The organism is Streptomyces sp. NPDC017991, from assembly GCF_044328075.1.
GTDB lineage: Bacteria > Actinomycetota > Actinomycetes > Streptomycetales > Streptomycetaceae > Streptomyces.
The window spans coordinates 862,446-882,416 of record NZ_JBIRGP010000003.1 but is presented as its reverse complement, the minus strand read 5'-3'; the positions used below and the strand labels follow the sequence as shown (position 1 = coordinate 882,416).

At 71.2% G+C, this 19,971-nt stretch carries 16 protein-coding genes; 9 read left to right on the top strand and 7 right to left on the bottom strand.

Features of this window, described 5'->3' with window-relative positions:
- Positions 1–139 precede the first annotated feature (139 nt).
- Both meaB and ACH4DZ_RS12455 read right to left on the bottom strand, forming a co-directional pair.
- The gene (gene meaB, locus ACH4DZ_RS12460) at positions 140–1,096 is read right to left on the bottom strand and encodes a methylmalonyl Co-A mutase-associated GTPase MeaB (protein ID WP_398287002.1); all 957 of its coding nucleotides are present in this window, start codon (positions 1,094–1,096) and stop codon (positions 140–142) included.
- Positions 1,097–1,140: 44 nt separating this feature from the next.
- Complete coding sequence (locus tag ACH4DZ_RS12455; RefSeq protein ID WP_398287001.1) at positions 1,141–2,343, bottom strand: acetyl-CoA C-acetyltransferase; 1,203 nt, start codon at positions 2,341–2,343, stop codon at positions 1,141–1,143.
- Positions 2,344–2,523: 180 nt separating this feature from the next.
- Here ACH4DZ_RS12455 and mce point away from each other — a divergent pair, with 180 nt between their 5' ends.
- The 7 genes from mce to ACH4DZ_RS12420 all read left to right on the top strand — a co-directional run bounded on the left by mce (position 2,524) and on the right by ACH4DZ_RS12420 (position 12,376).
- Positions 2,524–2,964, top strand: a complete 441-nt coding sequence (gene mce / locus ACH4DZ_RS12450; protein WP_107021276.1) for a methylmalonyl-CoA epimerase — start codon at positions 2,524–2,526, stop codon at positions 2,962–2,964.
- A gap of 231 nt (positions 2,965–3,195) precedes the next feature.
- Positions 3,196–7,044 (top strand): polarized growth protein Scy, encoded by a 3,849-nt coding sequence (gene scy, locus ACH4DZ_RS12445; protein ID WP_398287000.1) that lies wholly within the window; start codon positions 3,196–3,198, stop codon positions 7,042–7,044.
- Positions 7,045–7,227: 183 nt separating this feature from the next.
- Entirely contained in the window at positions 7,228–8,160 is a 933-nt protein-coding gene (locus ACH4DZ_RS12440) for a cellulose-binding protein (RefSeq protein ID WP_398286999.1), read from the top strand.
- A gap of 243 nt (positions 8,161–8,403) precedes the next feature.
- The gene (locus ACH4DZ_RS12435) at positions 8,404–9,405 is read left to right on the top strand and encodes an ABC transporter ATP-binding protein (protein WP_398286998.1); all 1,002 of its coding nucleotides are present in this window, start codon (positions 8,404–8,406) and stop codon (positions 9,403–9,405) included.
- Positions 9,406–9,409: 4 nt separating this feature from the next.
- Complete coding sequence (locus ACH4DZ_RS12430) at positions 9,410–10,180, top strand: ABC transporter permease (RefSeq protein ID WP_398286997.1); 771 nt, start codon at positions 9,410–9,412, stop codon at positions 10,178–10,180.
- Positions 10,181–10,283: 103 nt separating this feature from the next.
- On the top strand, positions 10,284–11,537 hold the full coding sequence (locus ACH4DZ_RS12425) for an ABC transporter ATP-binding protein (protein WP_398286996.1): 1,254 nt from the start codon (positions 10,284–10,286) through the stop codon (positions 11,535–11,537).
- Positions 11,534–12,376: an ABC transporter permease gene (locus ACH4DZ_RS12420; RefSeq protein WP_398286995.1), complete on the top strand. Its 843-nt coding sequence runs from the start codon at positions 11,534–11,536 to the stop codon at positions 12,374–12,376. The genes ACH4DZ_RS12425 and ACH4DZ_RS12420 overlap by 4 nt, the downstream gene beginning before the upstream one ends.
- A 31-nt stretch (positions 12,377–12,407) precedes the next feature.
- Here ACH4DZ_RS12420 and ACH4DZ_RS12415 read toward each other — a convergent pair whose 3' ends face one another.
- The gene (locus ACH4DZ_RS12415) at positions 12,408–12,737 is read right to left on the bottom strand and encodes an ATP/GTP-binding protein (protein WP_248777345.1); all 330 of its coding nucleotides are present in this window, start codon (positions 12,735–12,737) and stop codon (positions 12,408–12,410) included.
- Positions 12,738–12,955: 218 nt separating this feature from the next.
- Between ACH4DZ_RS12415 and ACH4DZ_RS12410 the strand changes: the two genes are divergently transcribed.
- On the top strand, positions 12,956–13,990 hold the full coding sequence (locus ACH4DZ_RS12410; RefSeq protein WP_398286994.1) for an LLM class flavin-dependent oxidoreductase: 1,035 nt from the start codon (positions 12,956–12,958) through the stop codon (positions 13,988–13,990).
- Between the two features lie 151 nt (positions 13,991–14,141).
- On the opposite strand, the gene ACH4DZ_RS12405 is transcribed toward ACH4DZ_RS12410, so the two are convergent.
- Complete coding sequence (locus tag ACH4DZ_RS12405; protein WP_398286993.1) at positions 14,142–14,534, bottom strand: SCO5389 family protein; 393 nt, start codon at positions 14,532–14,534, stop codon at positions 14,142–14,144.
- 299 nt (positions 14,535–14,833) lie between these two features.
- On the opposite strand from ACH4DZ_RS12405, the gene nucS reads away from it, so the two are divergent.
- On the top strand, positions 14,834–15,505 hold the full coding sequence (gene nucS, locus ACH4DZ_RS12400) for an endonuclease NucS (RefSeq protein WP_398286992.1): 672 nt from the start codon (positions 14,834–14,836) through the stop codon (positions 15,503–15,505).
- Between the two features lie 115 nt (positions 15,506–15,620).
- Here the strand turns inward: nucS and ACH4DZ_RS12395 are convergent, their stop codons facing one another.
- The 3 genes from ACH4DZ_RS12395 to ACH4DZ_RS12385 all read right to left on the bottom strand — a co-directional run bounded on the left by ACH4DZ_RS12395 (position 15,621) and on the right by ACH4DZ_RS12385 (position 19,876).
- On the bottom strand, positions 15,621–18,257 hold the full coding sequence (locus tag ACH4DZ_RS12395) for an ATP-binding protein (RefSeq protein ID WP_398286991.1): 2,637 nt from the start codon (positions 18,255–18,257) through the stop codon (positions 15,621–15,623).
- Between the two features lie 261 nt (positions 18,258–18,518).
- Complete coding sequence (locus tag ACH4DZ_RS12390; protein WP_248777348.1) at positions 18,519–18,842, bottom strand: STAS domain-containing protein; 324 nt, start codon at positions 18,840–18,842, stop codon at positions 18,519–18,521.
- A gap of 185 nt (positions 18,843–19,027) precedes the next feature.
- Positions 19,028–19,876: a 3-hydroxyacyl-CoA dehydrogenase family protein gene (locus ACH4DZ_RS12385; protein WP_398286990.1), complete on the bottom strand. Its 849-nt coding sequence runs from the start codon at positions 19,874–19,876 to the stop codon at positions 19,028–19,030.
- Positions 19,877–19,971 lie beyond the last annotated feature (95 nt).

Genomic DNA, 19,971 nt, shown 5'->3' with positions numbered 1-19,971 from the left:
CCGGACCGGCGGACATCTTCAGCCCGTCCGGCGACATCTCTCAGCCCGTCCGGCGTTTGAGGACAAAGGGGGGCGAGGGGGCGCAGCCCCCATCCAGTGACGGGAAGGGTAGGGGCGGCGGGGGCGAGAGAAGACCCGTTCAGGCCGCCGTCAGGTCCCGTACCAGCGAGTCCGCCGCCCGGTACGGGTCCAGGTCTCCCGCGACGATCCGGGCCGCGAGCGCGCTCAGGCGCCTGTCTCCGTGCAGGGAACCGATCCGCTCCCGCAGCGCCGTGACCGCGATCGTCTCGATCTCCCGGGACGCGCGGGCGAGCCGCCGCGAGGCGAGCACCCCCCGCTCCTCCATCCACGCCCGGTGCTTCTCCAGGGCCTCGACGACCTCGTCGATGCCCTCCCCGCGCGCCGCCACCGTCTTCACGATGGGCGGCCGCCAGTCCCCCGGGCCACGGGACTCGCCGAGCCCGAGCATGTGGTTCAGCTCACGGGCCGTCGCGTCGGCCCCGTCCCGGTCGGCCTTGTTGACCACGTACACATCGCCGATCTCCAGGATTCCGGCCTTGGCCGCCTGGATGCCGTCGCCCATGCCGGGAGCCAGCAGGACCACACTCGTGTCCGCCTGCGAGGCGATCTCCACCTCGGACTGGCCGACGCCCACGGTCTCGACGAGGACGATGTCGCAGCCGGCCGCGTCCAGTACCCGGACGGCCTGCGGCGCGGCCCAGGCGAGCCCGCCGAGGTGTCCGCGGGTGGCCATCGAGCGGATGTAGACGCCGGGGTCCGAGGCGTGGTCCGACATCCGGACGCGGTCGCCGAGCAGCGCCCCGCCGGAGAACGGCGACGACGGGTCGACGGCGAGGACGCCGACCCGCTTGCCCTGCCGCCGGTAGGCGGACACGAGCGCCGATGTGGAGGTCGACTTGCCGACGCCGGGTGATCCGGTGAGGCCTACGACATACGCGTTGCCCGCGAGCGGGGCCAGCGCGGCCATGACCTCGCGCAGTTGCGGGGACGCCCCCTCCACCAAGGAGATCAGCCGGGCCACGGCCCGCGGCCGGCCTTCCCTGGCCGCGGCCACCAGCGAGGGGACGTCCTGCATCACAGCTCCGTTCACCAATTCAGCCAGCCGGTCCCGTACGTACGTCAGCCCTTGGGTACCCGCACGATCAGTGCGTCACCCTGGCCGCCGCCACCGCACAGCGCCGCCGCGCCCACGCCGCCGCCGCGCCGCTTCAGTTCGAGGGCGAGGTGCAGGACGAGCCGGGCGCCGGACATGCCGATCGGGTGGCCGAGCGCGATGGCGCCGCCGTTGACGTTCACCTTTTCCGTGGACACGCCGAGATCCTTCATCGACTGGACCGCGACGGCGGCGAAGGCCTCGTTGATCTCGATCAGGTCAAGATCCTCGACGCCGATGCCCTCCTTCTTCAGGGCGTGCTGGACGGCGTTCGACGGCTGCGACTGCAAAGAGTTGTCGGGCCCGGCGACGTTTCCGTGGGCGCCGATCTCGGCGATCCAGTCGAGGCCGAGCGCCTCGGCCCTGGCCTTGCTCATGACGACGACAGCGGCGGCGCCGTCGGAGATCTGCGAGGCCGAGCCCGCCGTGATCGTGCCGTCCTTGGTGAAGGCGGCGCGCAGCCTGCCGAGGGACTCGGAGGTCGTCTCGCCTCGGATGCCCTCGTCCTGGCTGAAGACGACGGGCTCGCCCTTGCGCTGCGGGATCTCGACGGGGGTGATCTCCGCCTCGAAGGTGCCGTTCTTCTGCGCGGCGGCGGCCCGCTGGTGGGACAGGGCGGCGATCTCGTCCTGCTCGGGCCGCAGGATGCCCAGCCGCGTGTTGTGCTTCTCCGTCGACTCGCCCATGGCGATGTTCTCGAAGGCGTCGGTCAGCCCGTCGTGCGCCATCGCGTCGAGCATCTCGATCGCGCCGTACTTGTAGCCCTCCCGGGACTTCGGCAGCAGGTGGGGGGCGTTGGTCATCGACTCCTGGCCGCCCGCGACCACGATGTCGAACTCGCCGGCGCGGATCAGCTGGTCGGCGAGCGCGATGGCGTCGAGGCCGGACAGGCACACCTTGTTGATCGTCAGCGCCGGGACGCTCATCGGGATGCCCGCCTTGACGGCGGCCTGGCGTGCCGGGATCTGCCCTGCCCCGGCCTGGAGCACCTGGCCCATGATCACGTACTGCACCTGGTCGCCGCCGATGCCCGCACGGTCGAGGGCGGCCTTGATCGCGAATCCACCGAGGTCTGCTCCCGAGAAGGACTTCAGGGAGCCGAGCAGCCGTCCCATCGGGGTGCGTGCACCCGCAACGATGACGGAGGTGGTGTTGTTCGTTCCAGACATGAGGAGCGATCCCCTTCCAGCTTGCACAGCCGAGGAGTGAACGAGTTGGGGGGCCTGGGGGGATCCCCCCAGATGAGGGTGTACTGAAGAAGGTACTGAGCGGTAGGCCAGCCGTCATCCGGCCCGTCGTGTGATCGCGCGCACGTTGCGTAACCGCACTGGGAGCGCTGCACTGACAGCATGCTGACGCGAATCGACCACATCGGGATCGCCTGTTTCGACCTCGACGCGACCGTCGAGTTCTACCGGGCCACGTACGGCTTCGAGGTGTACCACTCCGAGGTCAACGAGGAGCAGGGCGTGCGTGAGGCCATGCTCAAGATCAATGAGACGTCCGACGGCGGCGCCTCCTACCTGCAGCTCCTGGAACCCACCCGCGAGGACTCCGCGGTCGGAAAGTGGCTGGCCAAGAACGGTGAGGGCGTACATCACATCGCCTTCGGCACGGCGGACGTGGACGCGGACGCGGCCGGCATCCGCGACAAGGGCGTACGGGTGCTGTACGACGAGCCGCGCAGGGGTTCGATGGGCTCCAGGATCACCTTTCTGCACCCGAAGGATTGTCATGGCGTCCTGACAGAACTGGTCACTTCGGCGCCAGTTGAGTCACCTGAGCACTGACCTCCGTATATCTGGGCCGGTAGGGTTGGGCACGGCCGTCGCCTCTTCGGGGCGGTCCGGGTCCTCATCGTCAGGATCCGAGGGCCGGGGTCCAGGTTTCGGGGGACGAGCGTCGGGGGAGCAGCACGTGCTCCGCCGTTGATCTGACACCATTCCCCGGGGGCCCTGTCCGGCGGATGGACGGTGCTCGTTTGGAGAGACTTGCGACCAGGGGACGGATGGGACCGCGCAGTGCGGGGCTACGAACGCCAGGAGCGAGAGCCGGCGGCTGACGTCGACCACCTCTCTCGGTTCGAGGCCGAGATGGAACGGCTGAAGACCGAGCGGGAGAAGGCCGTCCAGCACGCCGAGGACCTCGGCTATCAGGTCGAGGTGCTGCGCGCCAAGCTGCACGAGGCGCGCCGCAGTCTGGCGACCCGGCCTGCCTACGACAGCGCCGACATCGGCTATCAGGCCGAGCAGATGCTCCGTAATGCGCAGGTTCAGGCCGATCAGCTGCGCCAGGACGCCGAGCGGGAGCTGAGCCAGGCCCGCGCGCAGACGCAGCGGATCCTGCAGGAGCACGCGGAGCAGGCCGCCCGTCTCCAGGCGGAGCTGCATCAGGAGGCGGTCACCCGCCGCCAGCAGCTCGACCAGGAGCTGGCCGAGCGCCGGCAGAGCGTCGAGTCGCACGTCAACGAGAACGTGGCGTGGGCCGAGCAGCTGCGGGCCCGCAGCGAGCAGCAGGCCCGCCGGCTGGCCGACGAGTCGCGCAGCGAGGCCGAGCAGGCCCTGGCCGCCGCCCGCGCGGAGGCCGAGCGGGTGGCGGGAGAGGCCCGCCAGCGGCTGCAGAGCGACGCCGAGCGGGCACGCGCCGAGGCCGAGGCGCTGCTGCGCCGGGCCCGCACCGACGCCGAGCGGCTGCTGAACGCCGCCTCGACGCAGGCCCAGGAGGCCACCGAGCACGCCGAGCAGCTGCGCAGCTCGACCGCGTCCGACTCGGACAACGCCCGCCGTCAGGCCGGAGAGCTGAGCCGCGCCGCCGAGCAGCGCATCAGCGAGGCCGAGGCGGCGCTGCGCGAGGCGCGGGCCGAGGCCGAGAAGGTCCTCGCCGAGGCCAAGGAGGCCGCGGCCAAGACGCTCTCCGGCGCGGAGTCGGCGAACGAACAGCGCACGCGTACGGCCAAGGAGCAGGTCGCCCGGCTGGTCGGCGAGGCGATCAAGGAGGCCGAGGCCACCAAGGCCGAGGCCGAGCAGGTCGTCGCGGACGCCCGTGCCAAGGCCGAGAAGATCACCGCGGAGGCCGAGGAGAACGCCCGCAGTCTCACCGCCGAGGAGACCGCGTCCCAGCTCGCCAAGGCGGCCCGTACGGCCGAGGAGGTGCTGAACAAGGCGTCCGAGGACGCCAAGACGACCACCAAGGCAGCCTCCGAGGAGGCCGAGCGCATCCGCGCCGAGGCCGAGGCCGAGGCGGACCGGCTGCGCGCCGAGGCGCACGACATCGCCGAGCAGCTCAAGGGCACGGCGAAGGACGACACCAAGGAGTACCGCGCCAAGACGGTCGAGCTGCAGGAGGAGGCGCGCCGGCTGCGCGGCGACGCCGAGCAGTTGCGCGCGGACGCCAACGAAGAGGGCGAGCGGATCCGCTCCGAGGCCCGGCGCGAGGCCGTCCAGCAGATCGAGGAGGCGGCACGGACCGCCGAGGAGCTGCTGTCCAAGGCGAAGGCCGACGCGGACGAGCTGCGGTCGAACGCCACGACGGAGAGCCAGCGGGTCCGCACGGAGGCCATCGAGCGCGCGACGACACTGCGCCGGCAGGCCGAGGAGACCCTGGAGCGCACCCGCGCGGAGGCCGAGCGGCACCGCACGGAGGCCGTCGAGCAGTCCGAGGAGATCAAGGCGGAGGCCGAGCGGGCCGCCACCGAGCTGCACGAGGACACCGAGCGGGCCATAGCGGCCCGGCAGGCCGAGGCGGCCGAGGGGCTGACGCGGCTGCACACGGAGGCCGAGGAGCGCCTCGCCTCCGCCGAGCAGGCGCTCACCGACGCCCGGGAGCAGTCCGAGCGGATCCGGCGCGAGGCCTCCGAGGAGATCGACCGGCTGCGCGGCGAGGCCGCCGAGCGGATCCGGACGCTCCAGGCGCAGGCCGAGACGGAGGCCGAGCGGCTGCGCACGGAGGCCGCCTCGGACGCGTCCGCGTCCCGTGCCGAGGGCGAGGCCCTCGCCGTACGGCTGCGTTCGGACGCCGCGGTGGAGGCCGAGCGGCTCAAGACGGAGGCACAGGACACCGCCGACCGCGTACGGGCGGAGGCGCAGGCCGCCGCCGAGCGGCTGGCCACGGAGGCCGCCGAGGCGCTGTCCGCGGCCCAGGAGGAGGCGGCCAGGCGCCGCCGCGAGGCCGAGGAGCTGCTCGGCGCCGCGCGCCAGGAGGCCGACCAGGAGCGCGAGCGGGCCCGCGAGCAGAGCGAGGAGCTGCTGGCCTCGGCGCGCAACCGCGTGGAGGAGGCCCAGACCGAGGCCGTACGGCTGGTCGAGGAGGCGGACCGCCGGGCGACCGAGATGGTGTCGGCCGCCGAGCAGACCGCACAGCAGGTGCGCGACGCGGTGGCCGGGCTGCACGAGCAGGCCCAGGAGGAGATCACCGGCCTGCGCAGCGCCGCCGAGCACGTGGCGGAGCGCATGCGCACGGAGGCGCAGGAGGAGTCCGACCGGGTCCGCGCCGACGCGTACGCCGAGCGGGAGCGGGCGACCGAGGACGGCAACCGGGTCCGGCGCGAGGCGCGGGAGGAGGCGGAGGCCGCCAAGTCCCTCGCGGAGCGCACGGTCTCGGAGGCGATCGCGGAGTCCGAGCGGCTGCGTTCGGACGCCTCGGAGTATCTGCAGCGGGCGCGTACGGAGGCGTCGGACGCCATCGCGTCGGCCGAGCAGGACGCCTCGCGTTCCCGGGCCGAGGCACGGGACGACGCCAACCGCATCCGGTCGGACGCGGCGACGCAGGCGGACACCCTCATCACCGAGACGACCGCCGAGGTCGAGCGGCTCACGGCGGAGACGAACCAGGAGGCGGAGCGGGTCCGCGCCGAGTCCGTGGCGAAGGCCGAGAAGCTGATCTCGGACGCGACGGGCGACGCGGAGCGGCTGCGCGCCGAGGCGGCCGACACGGTCGGCTCCGCGCAGCAGCAGGCCGAGCGGATCCGGTCGGAGGCCCAGCGCTTCAAGGCCGAGGCCGCCCAGGAGGCCGACCGCCTCATGTCGAACGCCCGCGACGAGGCCGACGACACGCTGGACAAGGCGCGCAAGGAGGCCAACAAGCGGCGCTCCGAGGCGGCAGAGCAGGTCGACACGCTGATCACGGAGACGACCGCCGAGGCCGACAAGCTCCTCTCGGAGTCGCAGGCGAGCGCGCACAAGACCACCGCGGACGCCGAGGCACAGGCCGACACGATGGTGGGCGCCGCGCGCAACGAGGCGGAGCGGCTGCTGTCCGAGGCCACGGTCGAGGGCAACTCCCGGGTGGAGCGGGCCAGGACGGACGCCGACGAGCTGCTGATCGGCGCGCGCCGGGACGCCACCGCCATAAGGGAGCGTGCCGAGGAGCTGCGCGACCGGATCACGGGCGAGATCGAGGAGCTGCACGACCGGGCCCGCCGGGAGTCCGCCGAGACGATGAAGGCGGCGGGTGATCGGTGCGACGCGCTGATCAGGGCCGCCGAGGATCAGCTGAAGGAGTCCGAGGCGAAGGCCAAGGACCTGGTGTCGGAGGCCAATTCCGAGGCGAGCAAGGTCCGTATCGCCGCGGTGAAGAAGGCGGAGGGGCTCCTCAAGGAGGCCGAGCAGAAGAAGGCCGCGCTCATCGCCGAGGCCGAGGGGATCAGATCCGAGGCGGTACGCGAGGCGCGGGCCGCGGTCGAGGAGGGCAAGCGGGAGCTGGAGGTGCTGGTCCGCCGTCGGCAGGACATCAATGCCGAGATCTCCCGTGTCCAGGACGTCCTGGAGGCGTTGGAATCCTTTGAGGCGCCGTCGAGCGGCAAGGACGGGGCCATCAAGGCGGGCGCGGCGGCCGGTTCGACCCGTTCGGGTGGCAAGCCGTCCGAGGGCTAGCCAGATGGGCAACTTCCGTGCATGCCGGGGGGCTTCGGTGAAGCTCCCTGGCAAGCGTTCCGGCCGTTAGCCACCAAAAAGGGTGTCATTCTCCATATCAATCGGGCTACTGCTCGATGACACACCGTTTTGGCCCCTAGGATTCCACCTATCACCTCACCGGTCTCATTCGACAGGAACCCCATGAGCGACACTTCCCCCTACGGCTTCGAGCTTGTGCGGCGTGGGTACGACCGCGCTCAGGTGGACGAACGCATCTCGAAGCTCGTCTCCGACCGTGACAGCGCTCTGGCCCGTATCACTGCTCTCGAAAAGCGCATCGAGGAACTCCATCTCGAAACGCAGAACGCCCAGGCCCAGGTAAGCGACGCCGAGCCGTCGTACGCCGGCCTCGGTGCCCGCGTCGAGAAGATCCTCCGCCTCGCCGAGGAGGAGGCCAAGGACCTGCGCGAGGAGGCACGTCGCGCGGCGGAGCAGCACCGTGAGCTCGCCGAGTCGGCGGCCCAGCAGGTGCGCAACGACGCAGAATCGTTCGCTGCGGACCGCAAGTCCAAGGCGGAGGACGAAGGCGTCCGGATCGTCGAGAAGGCCAAGACGGACGCTTCCCAGCTCCGTCAGGAGGCGACGAAGGACGCGCAGTCGAAGCGCGAGGAGGCGGACGCCCTCTTCGAGGAGACCCGTGCGAAGGCCGCGCAGGCCGCCGCCGACTTCGAGACGAACCTCGCCAAGCGCCGTGAGCAGTCCGAGCGTGACCTGGCTTCGCGTCAGGCCAAGGCGGAGAAGCGTCTCGCGGAGATCGAGCACCGTGCGGAGCAGCTTCGGCTTGAGGCCGAGAAGCTGCGTACGGACGCCGAGCGTCGTGCCCGTCAGACCGTCGAGACGGCTCAGCGGCAGGCCGAGGACATCGTGGCGGACGCGAACGCGAAGGCCGACCGGATCCGGTCGGAGTCCGAGCGGGAGCTTGCGGCGCTCACGAACCGGCGTGACTCGATCAACGCGCAGCTCACGAACGTGCGTGAGATGTTGGCGACGCTCACGGGGGCGGCTGTGGCCGCCGCGGGCGCTCCCGAGGACGAGCCGATCACTCGTGGGGTGCCGGCTCAGCAGTCCCGCTAGGCGGCTGCGCCAGCTCGGTACGTACAGGTTTGTGGGGATCTGCGGGTCCGTCGTGGCTGGTCGCGCAGTTCCCCGCGCCCCTTAAGGGGCTGTGGCTGGTCGCGCCCACGCGGCGGAGCCGCAGATCGATACAGCCCGGCGCCCCTTACGGGGCGCCCCTCACGGGGCGCCCCTCACGGGGTGCGGCCTCGGAGCCTCCTGCCTCCAGTGGCAGGGGGCTTTGTTGCGTTTTAGCGTGGGCGCATGATCGAGGTTGCGGGGCTGACCAAGCGGTACGGCGAGAAGATGGCTGTGAATCAGCTGACGTTCGCCGTGCGGCCCGGGATCGTCACCGGGTTTCTCGGGCCGAACGGGGCCGGGAAGTCCACGACCATGCGGATGATGCTCGGGCTCGACCGGCCGACCGCGGGTGACGTCCGGATCGACGGGCAGCACTACGACCGGCTCAAGGACCCGCTGACGTACATCGGCGCCCTGCTCGACGCCAAGGCCATGCACGGCGGGCGCAGCGCCTTCAACCACCTCCTGTGCCTCGCGCAGAGCAACGGCATCCCGCGGAGCCGGGTGCACGAGGTCCTGGACACCGTCGGGCTCACCGCGGTGGCGAAGAAGAAGGCGAAGGGCTTCTCGCTCGGCATGGGGCAGCGGCTCGGTATCGCGGGCGCGCTGCTCGGCGACCCCCGGATCCTGATGTTCGACGAGCCGGTCAACGGGCTCGACCCCGAGGGCATCCACTGGATCCGCAATCTGATGAAGTCCCTCGCGGCCCAGGGACGTACCGTCTTCGTCTCCTCGCACCTCATGAGCGAGATGGCGCTGACCGCCGACCATCTCGTCGTGATCGGCCAAGGCCGGCTGCTCGCCGACACGTCCATGGCCGACTTCATCAGGGAGAACTCCCGGTCGTACGTACGCATCCGGTCGCCCCGGCGTGAGCTGCTGCTCGACGTGCTGCACCGGGCCGGGGTCACGGCCGTCGAGACGGGTGGCGGGACACTTGAGGTGGACGGGCACCGGCCCGAGGACATCGGCGAGCTGGCCGCGCAGCATGGGATCGTGCTGCACGAGCTGAGCCCCCAGCAGGCCTCGCTGGAGGACGCCTTCATGCAGCTCACGGCGGAGTCGGTGGAGTACCACGCGCACACCGGCGCCCCGCTCGGTGCCGCGCCGCCTCCCCTCCCCGGCGAGCAGCCGGGACCGCCGGTGCCGGGACCCCAGTGGGGCAACGACTGGAAGAAGGGCTGAATCCATGGCCGCGACCCAGGTCCTGAGATCCGAGTGGACCAAGATCCGGTCGGTGGCGTCCACACTGTGGACGCTGAGCCTCGCCGCCGTGGTGACCGTCGTGCTCGGTGCGCTGATCTCGCTGCTGTCGAAGAACGAGTTCGACAAGATGAGCGCGAAGGACCGGCTCTCCTTCGACCCCACCTACATCAGCTTCGCCGGGATGAGCCTCGGTCAGCTGGCGATGATCGTGTTCGGTGTGCTGGTGGTGTCCAACGAGTACAGCACCGGCATGATCCGCACCTCGCTCTCCGCCGTCCCGCAGCGCGGCACGTTCCTGTTCAGCAAGATGGCGGTGGCGACCGGGCTCGCCTTCCTCGTGGGCCTCGTGACCAGTTTCGTCGCGTTCTTCCTCGGTCAGGCGATGCTCGGCTCGCACAAGGCGTCGATCGGCGACCCGGGGGTCCTGCGCGCGGTCATCGGCGGCGGCCTCTACATGACCCTCATCGCCGTCTTCTCGATGGGCGTCGCCACGATGCTCCGCAGCCCGATGCTGTCCCTGGGCATCCTGATGCCGTTCTTCTTCCTGATCTCCGCCATCCTCGGCAACGTCTCCGCCACCAAGAAGATCGGCCGGTTCCTGCCCGACCAGGCCGGCAGCAAGATCATGCAGGTGGTCACCCCGCTCGACGACGACGTACCGTACGGACCCTGGGGAGGGCTGGGCATCATGGTGCTGTGGGTCGTCGTCGCGGTGATCGGCGGGTACGTGCTGCTGAAGCGGCGGGACGCCTGAGGTTTTACCCGCTCTTGAAGGGAACCGTCAGCGCCCCGCTATCCTCCTAACCCTTACGGGGGCGTGTGCCCCGACGTCCTGAACCTTTCGATGGGTGCGGAGAATGATCGAGGCAGTCGGCCTGACGAAGCGCTACGGCGACAAGACGGCCGTGTACAACCTTTCCTTCCAGGTCAGGCCGGGCTCGGTCACCGGCTTCCTCGGCCCCAACGGGTCGGGCAAGTCCACGACCATGCGGATGATTCTCGGGCTGGACAACCCCAGCGCCGGGCAGGTGACGATCGGCGGCTACCCGTACCGCAGGCTGCCCAACGCGCCGCGCCAGGTCGGCGCGCTGCTCGACGCCAAGGCCGTGCACGGCGGCCGGCACGCCCGTAACCACCTGCTGTGCCTGGCGCAGCTGTCGGGCATCCCCGCCCGCCGGGTGGACGAGGTGCTCGGGGTCGTGGGGCTCCAGGACGTGGCGAAAAAGCGCTCCAAGGGCTTCTCGCTCGGCATGGGCCAGCGGCTCGGCATCGCGGCCGCGCTGCTCGGCGACCCGCAGGTGCTCCTCTTCGACGAGCCGGTCAACGGACTCGACCCCGAGGGCATCCTCTGGGTGCGCAACCTGATGAAGTCGCTGGCCGCGGAGGGCCGGACCGTCTTCGTCTCCTCGCACCTCATGAGCGAGATGGCCGTCACGGCGGACCACCTCATCGTGATCGGCCGCGGCCAGCTGCTCGCCGACATGAGCGTCCGCGACTTCATCTCGCACAACTCGGCCGACTTCGCACGGGTGCGCACCCCCGGCACCGACCCCGCCCAGCGCGAGAAGCTGACGGCCGCGCTCACGGAGGCGGGCGGTCAGGTGATGCCGGAGCAGGACGGCGGGCTGCGCGTCACGGGACTGCCGCTCCCCCGCATCAGCGACCTCGCCCACGACGCCGACGTACGGCTGTGGGAGCTGTCGCCGCACCAGGCGTCGCTGGAGGAGGCGTACATGCGGATGACGCAGGGCGCGGTCGACTACCGCTCCACCACCGACCAGCGCGCGGGATTCCAGCAGCAGCTGCCGCCGGGCGCGATGCCCCCGCCGCAGATGCCGGTGCCGGGACAGGGCCAGCCGGGCTGGTACGCGCCGCCGCCACCCCAGCAGGGCGGGCAGCCGTTCGCGATGCCCCAGGGACAGCCGCCCGCGGGCCCCTACGGCGCTCCGGGCGTCCCGGGCGCCGGAGAGCCCAACCCGTACGCCCAGCCCGCTCAGCCGGCCGCTGCGCAGTCCGCGCCCGCGCAGTCTCCGCCCGCGCAGTCTCCGGCCGCACCCGCGCAGCCCTCCTCCGCCGCCCCCGACCTGACCAAGCCCGAGGACGCCCGATGAGCACGCCCCAGCCGCAGACGCACCAGCAGGCCGCCCCTGCCCCGAACTGGCAGTCGGCGCCCGGGACTTCGTACACCTCGCCGATTCCGATCACGCGCACCCATCTCGGGCACGCGCTCACCTCGGAGTGGACGAAGATCAAGTCGGTGCGCTCCACGATGTGGACGCTCGGCGTCTTCCTGCTCCTGGTCGTGGGGATCGGCCTCCTCGTCGCCGCCCAGACGAACGACAACGACTACGCGGACGTCCCGTACACGATCCCCGCCTTCTTCGGGCTGATCCTCGGGCAGATCTGCCTGATCACCCTGGGCGTGCTGGTGGTCTCGTCCGAGTACGGCACGGGCATGATCCGTACGACGTTCACGGCCTCGCCCCAGCGCCACCGGGTGCTCACCGCCAAACTGGTCATCTTCTTCGTCGTCGCGTTCGTCGTGTCGGCGCTCGCCATCGGGTTCGTCGGCCTGGTCACCTCGGGCATGCACGGCGGGGCCTCGGACAACGCGTGGGGCGGGACCGTCCTGATGGGCGCGCTGTACGTGTCGCTGCTCGGGGTGCTCGCGCTCGCCGTGGGCTCGATGCTGCGGCACTCCGCCGGTGCGATCACCGCGATGCTCGGTCTGGTGCTGGTCCCGGCGATCCTGCCGGCGTTCCTGATGATGTCCGAGAGCATGCGCACGATCGGCGAGAAGATGATGGACTACAACGCCCCGAACGCGCTCGCCAAGATCTTCGAACTCGACTCCGGTAACGGCGGCGGCTCGCAGCTGCTCCTGCTCGTCGGTGTGACCGCCGCGGCGATCGCGGGCGCGTACGTCCTCCTTGAGCGGCGGGACGTCTGAGCGACGCGCCGGCCGAGCGGCGGCCGGGGTCCTAGAACCTCGGCGCGTTCCGGGACCGCTGCACCCTCGTGGTGCGGCGGTCCTTCGCGTTCCAGCACGACTTGTGCCAGTGGCGGCGCTCGTCCACCCCGGAGTGCTCGGGCCAGGCGACCACGTGCGGGACGCCGGAGGGAATCTGCTGGTCGCAGCCGGGGCAGCGGTAGGTCTTGCCCTGCGCGCTCGCTCCCGCCACGTGCCGTACGCTCCAGGACTCGCCCCGCCAGCTCTCGGCCGACTGCCAGCCGCCGTACCGGTCGGACGGATCCTCGTCCGCGCTCCGGCCGGAGCCACCGACGTGGGGACGGTTGCGACGCGGGGACACAGGACACCTCACGGAGCTATACAGGGAGCAGGGGCTGCGTCCAGCCTACGCGGAGCTCCCAGGGGTACGCGTACGTCACCAATCCCCACAGACCTCCCGCGCGGTCGGCCCATTCTCCAGACAATCCGCCAATCTCCCCGCCAAGCCGTGTCTTTGGCACGTGTCAGACGGTTATGCGGGATGGGGGAGCCTCATCGGCACAAGGAGGCAGGAGCGCGATGCGCGTAGGAAGTTTTGTTCTGGCGGCCCAGTTTCCCGGTCAGGGACAGGGCGAGGCGCTGCACCGCGCGGTGCGGTCGGCGGAGGTCGCCGAGGAGGCGGGGCTCGACACGGTATGGCTGGCCGAGCACCACTTCGTGCCGTACGGGACGTGCCCGTCGGCCGTGACGCTGGCGGCGCTGCTGCTGGGCCGCACCCGCCGGATCCGCGTCGGCACGGCGGTCAGCGTGCTGCCCACCGTGCACCCGGTGGCACTCGGCGAACAGGCCGCGCTGCTGCACGTGACCTCGGGCGGACGTTTCTCGCTCGGGGTGGGGCGCGGCGGGCCGTGGGTCGACCTGGAGGTCTTCGGGACAGGCCTCGAAGCGTACGAACACGGGTTCCCGGAATCACTCGATCTGCTGATGAGCTGGCTGCGCCGGCCGTCCGTGGCGGGCGGCTCCGAGCGTTTCGGCTTCCGTGAAGTGGCGGTCGTACCGCGGCCGTCGGAGGCCCTGTCGGGCGGCGAGAGCCCCGAGGTCGTCGTCGCGTGCACCTCGCCGTCGAGCGTCAGGATGGCCGCCGACCGCGGACTTCCGATGCTCCTCGGCATGCATGTGGGGGACGAGGAGAAGGCCGAGATGGTCGCGCTGTGGCGTACGTACGCGCTCGCCGCGGGGCACTCCCCCGACGACATCGCGGTCGCCGGCGCGTCCCACGTGTCGGCCGGTGTGGCACAGATCGCGGACCGGCGGACGGACGCCGTCGAGACGCTGCAGAAAGCCATGCCGGGGTGGCTGCGGCAGGGACTGGAGGCCCATGTGACGGTGGACGACCGCAAGCGCTCGATGCGCGATCCCGCGGCCTACACCGAACTCCTCTGCGGGCTGCACCCGGTGGGCACCCCCCGGCTGTGCGCGGACCGCCTCGCGGCGACCTCCGAGCGCACGGGGATCACCCGCTTCGCGCTCCTCGTGGAGGGCTCCGGCGATCTGGCCGCCACGGAGGAGAACGTACGGCGGCTGGGGGACGAGGTACTGCCAAGGCTCCGGTGATCAGCGGACCGGCGCACCGGCCCGGGACCACGACACCCCGCCTCCGCGGACCCGGGGCCCGGGCCGCACGGGCCCGAGCCACGGGAAGCCTGCCGCTCCGGTACAGAACACCTCCCGCGTACGGAGCGGCAAGCAGGGCGACATCACCGCATCAGCAATCCCGGAACTCCGGCGACTGGTTCAGCAGTTGACTGCGCACCGATGTGAAGCGGGTCAGGGTCTCGTCCACCGAGCCGTCCAACGGGAACACTGCCACCCGGTGGCAGTTCTGGAAGGCCAGCCTCACCCCGAAGTGCCGTTGCAGCGCACCTCGTATCGCGTCACTCGCGAGGGCACGCAGCAGCTGGCCCCGCGCCTGCTCGTCCGGCGGAGGCGTCTGGTTGTCGGCGAAGTTGCCGCCGTCCACCTTCAGCTGAGCCACCAGGGAGCTGATCATCTCCCATGCGTAGGGCAGGGAGGTCCGGACGCAGTCGACGAATTCCGCTTCGTCGACCTCGCCTCGCTCGGCCTTTTCGAGTAGGGCCGGTGAGACGTCCAGCGACATGGGTTCTCCTCTCGCACCCCCTCGGCAGAGGGGGTTGACTGACAGGGAAGGAGACCGCGACGACGAACACGCTGAGTACATGCATCGCGACCTCCCGTTTATACGGTAGGCAACTGTTCGTGGCCGCACCAGGACATTGGGCACACAGCGAAGACCCAACGTGCACACAACCGGCCACTTTCGAACAGGGCTTATCCGGGGAAACAGGGGCGACAGGGAAGGCGGCGCGAAAGGCTCCGGTCAACGGTCCTCCTGGCCGGATCGCGCCGACCCGTGCCGGTCGAGTAGCGTTGCCGACCATGCGTCTCGTCATTGCCCGCTGCTCCGTTGACTACGCGGGCCGGCTCACCGCCCATCTCCCGTCGGCCCCCCGTCTCATCCTCGTGAAGGCGGACGGCAGCGTCTCGATCCACGCGGACGACCGGGCCTACAAGCCCCTCAACTGGATGTCGCCGCCCTGCACCCTGAAGGAGGGTTCGGGGGACGACGAGGGTGTGTGGACCGTCATCAACAAGGCGGGCGAGAAACTCATCATCACCATGGAGGAAGTCCTCCACGACTCCGCGCACGAGCTCGGTGTCGACCCCGGCCTGATCAAGGACGGCGTGGAGGCGCACCTCCAGGAGCTGCTCGCCGACCGGATCGAGATCCTCGGCGAGGGCTACTCGCTGATCCGCCGCGAGTACATGACGGCCATCGGCCCGGTCGACATCCTGTGCCGCGACGCGGACGGCGGGACCGTCGCCGTGGAGATCAAGCGGCGCGGTGAGATCGACGGCGTGGAGCAACTGACGCGCTACCTGGACCTGTTGAACCGCGACCCGCATCTCGCGCCGGTCCGCGGCATCTTCGCCGCCCAGGAGATCAAGCCGCAGGCCCGCGTGCTCGCCACGGACCGGGGCATCGGCTGCACGGTCCTCGACTACAACGCGATGCGGGGCATCGAGGACGACAAGCTGCGGCTGTTCTGACCCGGGCCGGAATCTTTCGTACGGCATGACGGTGGGCCGGGACCTGTGAAAGGTCCCGGCCCACCGTCGTGCCGTGGCGGACTCGCGTAAGCCTTGTCCGCGTCTCCGGCCTGCCTCAGATCACCGTCGGCGACCCGGGTGCGCCGCTGCTCATGGAGCCGCTGCTCGTGGCCGGGCTGGACGCGGGACCGCTGGCCGAGTCGGCGGTCGACGGTTCGGACGGCGGGCTCTCGCTGGGCTCCCCGGAGGGCTCGGACTCGGTCGGCGTCGGAGAGGGCGTGGAACTCGTCGGCGGCTTCGTGGTGTTGGACGGCTTCGGCGAAGTCGGCGGCTTCGGCGTGGACGACGGCGACTTCGTCGTGGACTTGGTCGGGCTCGGCTCCTGCGACCCGCTCGGGTCGTCCGACGGCTCGCCGGTCGACGTCGGTGTCGGGTCGTCCGAGGTCCCGAGGACGCCGTCCTCGCCCGGGTCGGTCGGTCGGGCCGTCGAGCCCACGTCGCCGCTGTCGTTCTTCGGCCGGTCCGCGCCGAGCCCTTCACCGTCGTCGTCCGCGCTGGCCGACGGGGTGACGGCGACCTTCTCCGCCGGGGTGTCGTCGTCGGGGTTGGAGGTCGCGCCGAGCGTCACCACCGTGCCGAGCACGGCGGCGAGCAGCGCGCCCGCGCCGACGGCCACCAGATTGCGCCGGGCGCCGTTGACCAGGCCCTTCACACCGCCTGCCGTCGCCCCTCCGGTCCTGGCCGGGGAGGCGGACCCGCTGCGGTGCGTGACCAGTGTGGCGGGCTCGCCCGGTCCCTGCGGCGAGGGGACCGCCGCGAACACGGCCGGTACGCCGCCGGGCGGGGACGCCGACTCCTCGTACCGCGCGTCGGGCACCTCCTCGCCGGACGTCGAGCCGATCGCCGCGGGCAGTGCCGGGAGTCCCCCCTGCCCGAACGAGGCCGGGAGGCTGGAGAAGCCCGAGCGGTCCGCGACCAGGGCCAGGGCGCGCCGCCCCGCGACGGTGCCGCGCTTGTCGGCCAGGGCACCGCGCAGGCCGACCGAGGCCTCCAGTTCGGCGCGGGCCCGGTCGAGCTGTCCGCCGCAGAGCGCGAGAATGCCCAACTCGTGGTGGAAATAGGCTTGATCCGAGACCTCGCCGGCGAGCCGGGCGGCCTCGCTCCCGGAGCGCAGCGCGCGCTCCCAGGCGCTCCAGTGCAGTCCCGCGGCGAAGGCGGGCGCGGCCGTCCGGGCCAGCTCCACCGCCGTGGCGTTCTCCTCGTCCCCGGCCGGCGGCACGGTCAGCGGCACCAGGGCGGCCAGTGCGGCGAGCACGGCGTCCGCCTCGGCGCAGACCCGCTCCGGGGTGACGGACGGGTGTCCGGCCCACCATGCGTAGTGCCGCGCGGCGGCACGGGCCGTCTCCTCGGCGTCCGCGGCGTATCCCGCGCCCTCCAGCTGGGTCTGCACACCGGCCGCGAGGCGGTAGTGCGATCCGACCGGGGTGACGAGCGCGCAGCCGACGAGTTCCGCGAGCGCCGCGTCCGCGTGCGTGTGCCCCACGATGGCGGGCAGATGCGCCTGGTGCGGCACCTCGCCCCCCAGGGCGACGGCGAAGCGCAGGGTGGCGCGGGCCGACTCGCTGAGCCGGGAGGCGAGCAGCGCGGCGGGCGCGGCACCCTCGGCGAGCGAGGGCAGGGGTACCTCACGGCGGTCCTCGGTGCCGTACTCGTCAGTGCCGTACTCGTCGGTGGACGCGTCGGTGGACGCGCCCGCAGGTGCGTCCGGGTACGCGTCCGCGGGCGCCTCGTCGTATTCGCCCGAGTAGCGGCCGAAGTCGTCGAAGGCCGCCGGGTCGGTGCCCAGCTGGTCGCGCTGCCGCAACAGGGCACCGGCCTGGACGAAGCGCAGCGGGAGCCCCTCGGACTCGAACCAGAGGTCGGCCGCCCAGTTGGCCTCCTCCTCGGTCAGGACACGGCCGACGGCACGCTCCAGCAGTTCGAGGCCGCCGGCGCGGCCGAGACCGCTGAGGAAGACCTCTTCGAGGAGCGAGTCGGCGGACGGCGCGGCGATCTCGGGCGTCGCGGAGACCAGGAAGGCGCACTCGGGTGTGGCGTCGAGCAGGTCTTCGAGCGCGTTGCCGCCGAACTCCACGTCGTCCAGGACGACGACCGCGCCGATCTCGTGGACGAGTGCGAGCAGTTCGTCCCGTTCCGGCCGGTACAGGGGAGCGTCGTAGACGGCGGCGAAGAGGTCGTGCAGCAGATCGTCGGCAGTGCGGCGATGGCCGCTGAGGCGGAGCACGCCGTCGGGCGCGAGGTCCGCGCAGTCGTCGGCCACGGCGTCCAGCAGGACGGTGCGGCCCGAGCCCGAGGGCCCGGTGAGCCGTACGGAGCGTCCGCGCGCGAGCAGCCGTACGAGCCGCTCACGCTCCTCCTGGCGCTCCAGGAGCGGCAGTCCGGGCCCCGGCGCCCCGGGCGGGACGGGCGGCCGTGCGGAACGGGTGTGCTCGGTCCGCTCGGCGGCGCTGAACTTCGTGGGCCGCGGCGGTCGCTCGCCCGGCGGGCAGAGCTCGATCTCGCTGCCGTCGACGGGATTGACGGTGAGCAGATGGTCGCCCGCGACCAGCTGGACGATGCGGGCCGGTGCGGGTGTGTGCTGGACGCCACCCTGCCCCAGCGCGTGCGTCAAAGGCTCGCGCGGTGGGCGCTGTCGTGGCGCCGAGTCGTCGTCGTGACCGAAGTCTTCAGGTCCCCGGTTGATCGGGTCCATAGGTCCAAGCCCCCCAAAAGCGTCGTGTGCGAGCCCCCTCCGGCCTGCCGCACACTGCGCTGTCGCTTCTGGTCCGGTGCCCACTGACGGGTTCATCAACACGCGGGCACGCGAACCCTAAACCTTCGCACAGTATCCAGGAACACACGGGGTACCGCGCCGCCCGAGACGTCACAGCTTCGTGAGGATTGTTCGTGAGATACGGGTTTCGTACGCCGCTTCCGATCCGATCTTCGCCGTTTGCGGCAGTGACGCGGAGCCTCACACCCGGGGCAGTGATTCGACCCCGATACCGCCCTCGATCGCCAGGATGCGGTGGAGGCGGGTGGCCACCAGCAGGCGCTGCATCTGCGGCGGGACGCCGCGCAGCACAATCCTCCGGCCGTACCGCCCCGCCCGCCGGTGGGCTCCCATGATGACACCGAGGCCGGTGGCGTCCCAGGAGTCCAGCTCTGACAGGTCGAGCACCAGGTCGCCGACGCCGTCGTCGATGGCCGTGTGCAGGACCGTACGGGCGTCCGCCGCGCTGCGGACGTCGAGGCGGCCCCCGACGACCAGCTCGGCGTGGTCGCCCCTGATGTGCATATGCGCTCCCCGAGAGTGCGTTTTTCGTACTCGGCGTCTTCGTCGTGTCCTGTGGTGCGAGGTGTTGCCAGGACTGACTGCCGTACCGGGGCAGAAGTTGCCGTCCGTGAGCGAACCGATACCCAAATCACCCTGACGAGTGACGGTGTGATGGGCCGTGGATCAGCACGGAGCCGGTACGTGTGTCAGTAGGTGTAGAAGCCCTGCCCGCTCTTGCGTCCGATGTCACCGGCGTCAACCATCCGGCGCATCAGCTCCGGCGGGGCGAACTTCTCGTCCTGGGACTCGGTGTAGATGTTGCTCGCCGCGTGCAGCAGGATGTCGACACCCGTGAGGTCGGCGGTGGCGAGCGGTCCCATCGCGTGACCGAAGCCCAGCTTGCAGGCCAGGTCGATGTCCTCGGCGGTGGCCACGCCCGACTCGTACAGCTTGGCCGCCTCGACGACGAGTGCCGAGATGAGCCGGGTGGTGACGAAGCCGGCCACGTCGCGGTTGACGACGATGCAGGTCTTGCCGACCGACTCGGCGAACTCCCGGGCGGTCGCGAGCGCTTCGTCGCTGGTCTTGTATCCGCGGACCAGCTCGCAGAGCCGCATCATCGGGACCGGCGAGAAGAAGTGGACGCCGACGACCCGCTCCGGGCGCTCGGTGGCCGCCGCGATCTTGGTGATCGGGATGGCCGAGGTGTTGGAGGCGAGTACGGTCTCGTCCTTCACCAGCTTGTCGAGCGTACGGAAGATCTCGTGCTTGACTTCCAGCTTCTCGAACACGGCCTCGACGACGAGGTCGACGTCGGCGACCGCGTCCAGGTCGGTGGTCGTGGTGATGCGGCCCAGCGCCTCTTCGGCCGCGCCCGCGTCCAGCTTCCCCTTGCTCACGAACTTGTCGTACGAGGCCTTGATGCCGTCGGTGCCACGGGTCAGCGCCGCGTCGGTGACATCCCGCAGGACGACGTCCCAGCCTGCCTGTGCGGCGACCTGGGCGATACCGGACCCCATGAGTCCGGCCCCGATGACGGCGAGCTTCCCTGCCACTGTCCGACTCCCCTGCTGCTTCTTCCCGGGTGCCGCGTCGATGTGCGGCCACCGCCGCGCGACCCCGGACTCCGGCCGGCGGGAGGCCGACCGGA

What these genes read in the sequence shown, in the direction of transcription:
- meaB (WP_398287002.1), bottom strand. Translation starts at nt 1,096, where the DNA reads ATGCAGGACGTCCCCTCGCTGGTGGCCGCGGCCAGGGAAGGCCGGCCG.
- ACH4DZ_RS12455 (WP_398287001.1), bottom strand. Translation starts at nt 2,343, where the DNA reads ATGTCTGGAACGAACAACACCACCTCCGTCATCGTTGCGGGTGCACGC.
- mce (WP_107021276.1), top strand. Translation starts at nt 2,524, where the DNA reads ATGCTGACGCGAATCGACCACATCGGGATCGCCTGTTTCGACCTCGAC.
- ACH4DZ_RS12440 (WP_398286999.1), top strand. Translation starts at nt 7,228, where the DNA reads ATGAGCGACACTTCCCCCTACGGCTTCGAGCTTGTGCGGCGTGGGTAC.
- ACH4DZ_RS12435 (WP_398286998.1), top strand. Translation starts at nt 8,404, where the DNA reads ATGATCGAGGTTGCGGGGCTGACCAAGCGGTACGGCGAGAAGATGGCT.
- ACH4DZ_RS12430 (WP_398286997.1), top strand. Translation starts at nt 9,410, where the DNA reads ATGGCCGCGACCCAGGTCCTGAGATCCGAGTGGACCAAGATCCGGTCG.
- ACH4DZ_RS12425 (WP_398286996.1), top strand. Translation starts at nt 10,284, where the DNA reads ATGATCGAGGCAGTCGGCCTGACGAAGCGCTACGGCGACAAGACGGCC.
- ACH4DZ_RS12420 (WP_398286995.1), top strand. Translation starts at nt 11,534, where the DNA reads ATGAGCACGCCCCAGCCGCAGACGCACCAGCAGGCCGCCCCTGCCCCG.
- ACH4DZ_RS12410 (WP_398286994.1), top strand. Translation starts at nt 12,956, where the DNA reads ATGCGCGTAGGAAGTTTTGTTCTGGCGGCCCAGTTTCCCGGTCAGGGA.
- ACH4DZ_RS12405 (WP_398286993.1), bottom strand. Translation starts at nt 14,534, where the DNA reads ATGTCGCTGGACGTCTCACCGGCCCTACTCGAAAAGGCCGAGCGAGGC.
- nucS (WP_398286992.1), top strand. Translation starts at nt 14,834, where the DNA reads ATGCGTCTCGTCATTGCCCGCTGCTCCGTTGACTACGCGGGCCGGCTC.
- ACH4DZ_RS12395 (WP_398286991.1), bottom strand. Translation starts at nt 18,257, where the DNA reads ATGGACCCGATCAACCGGGGACCTGAAGACTTCGGTCACGACGACGAC.
- ACH4DZ_RS12390 (WP_248777348.1), bottom strand. Translation starts at nt 18,842, where the DNA reads ATGCACATCAGGGGCGACCACGCCGAGCTGGTCGTCGGGGGCCGCCTC.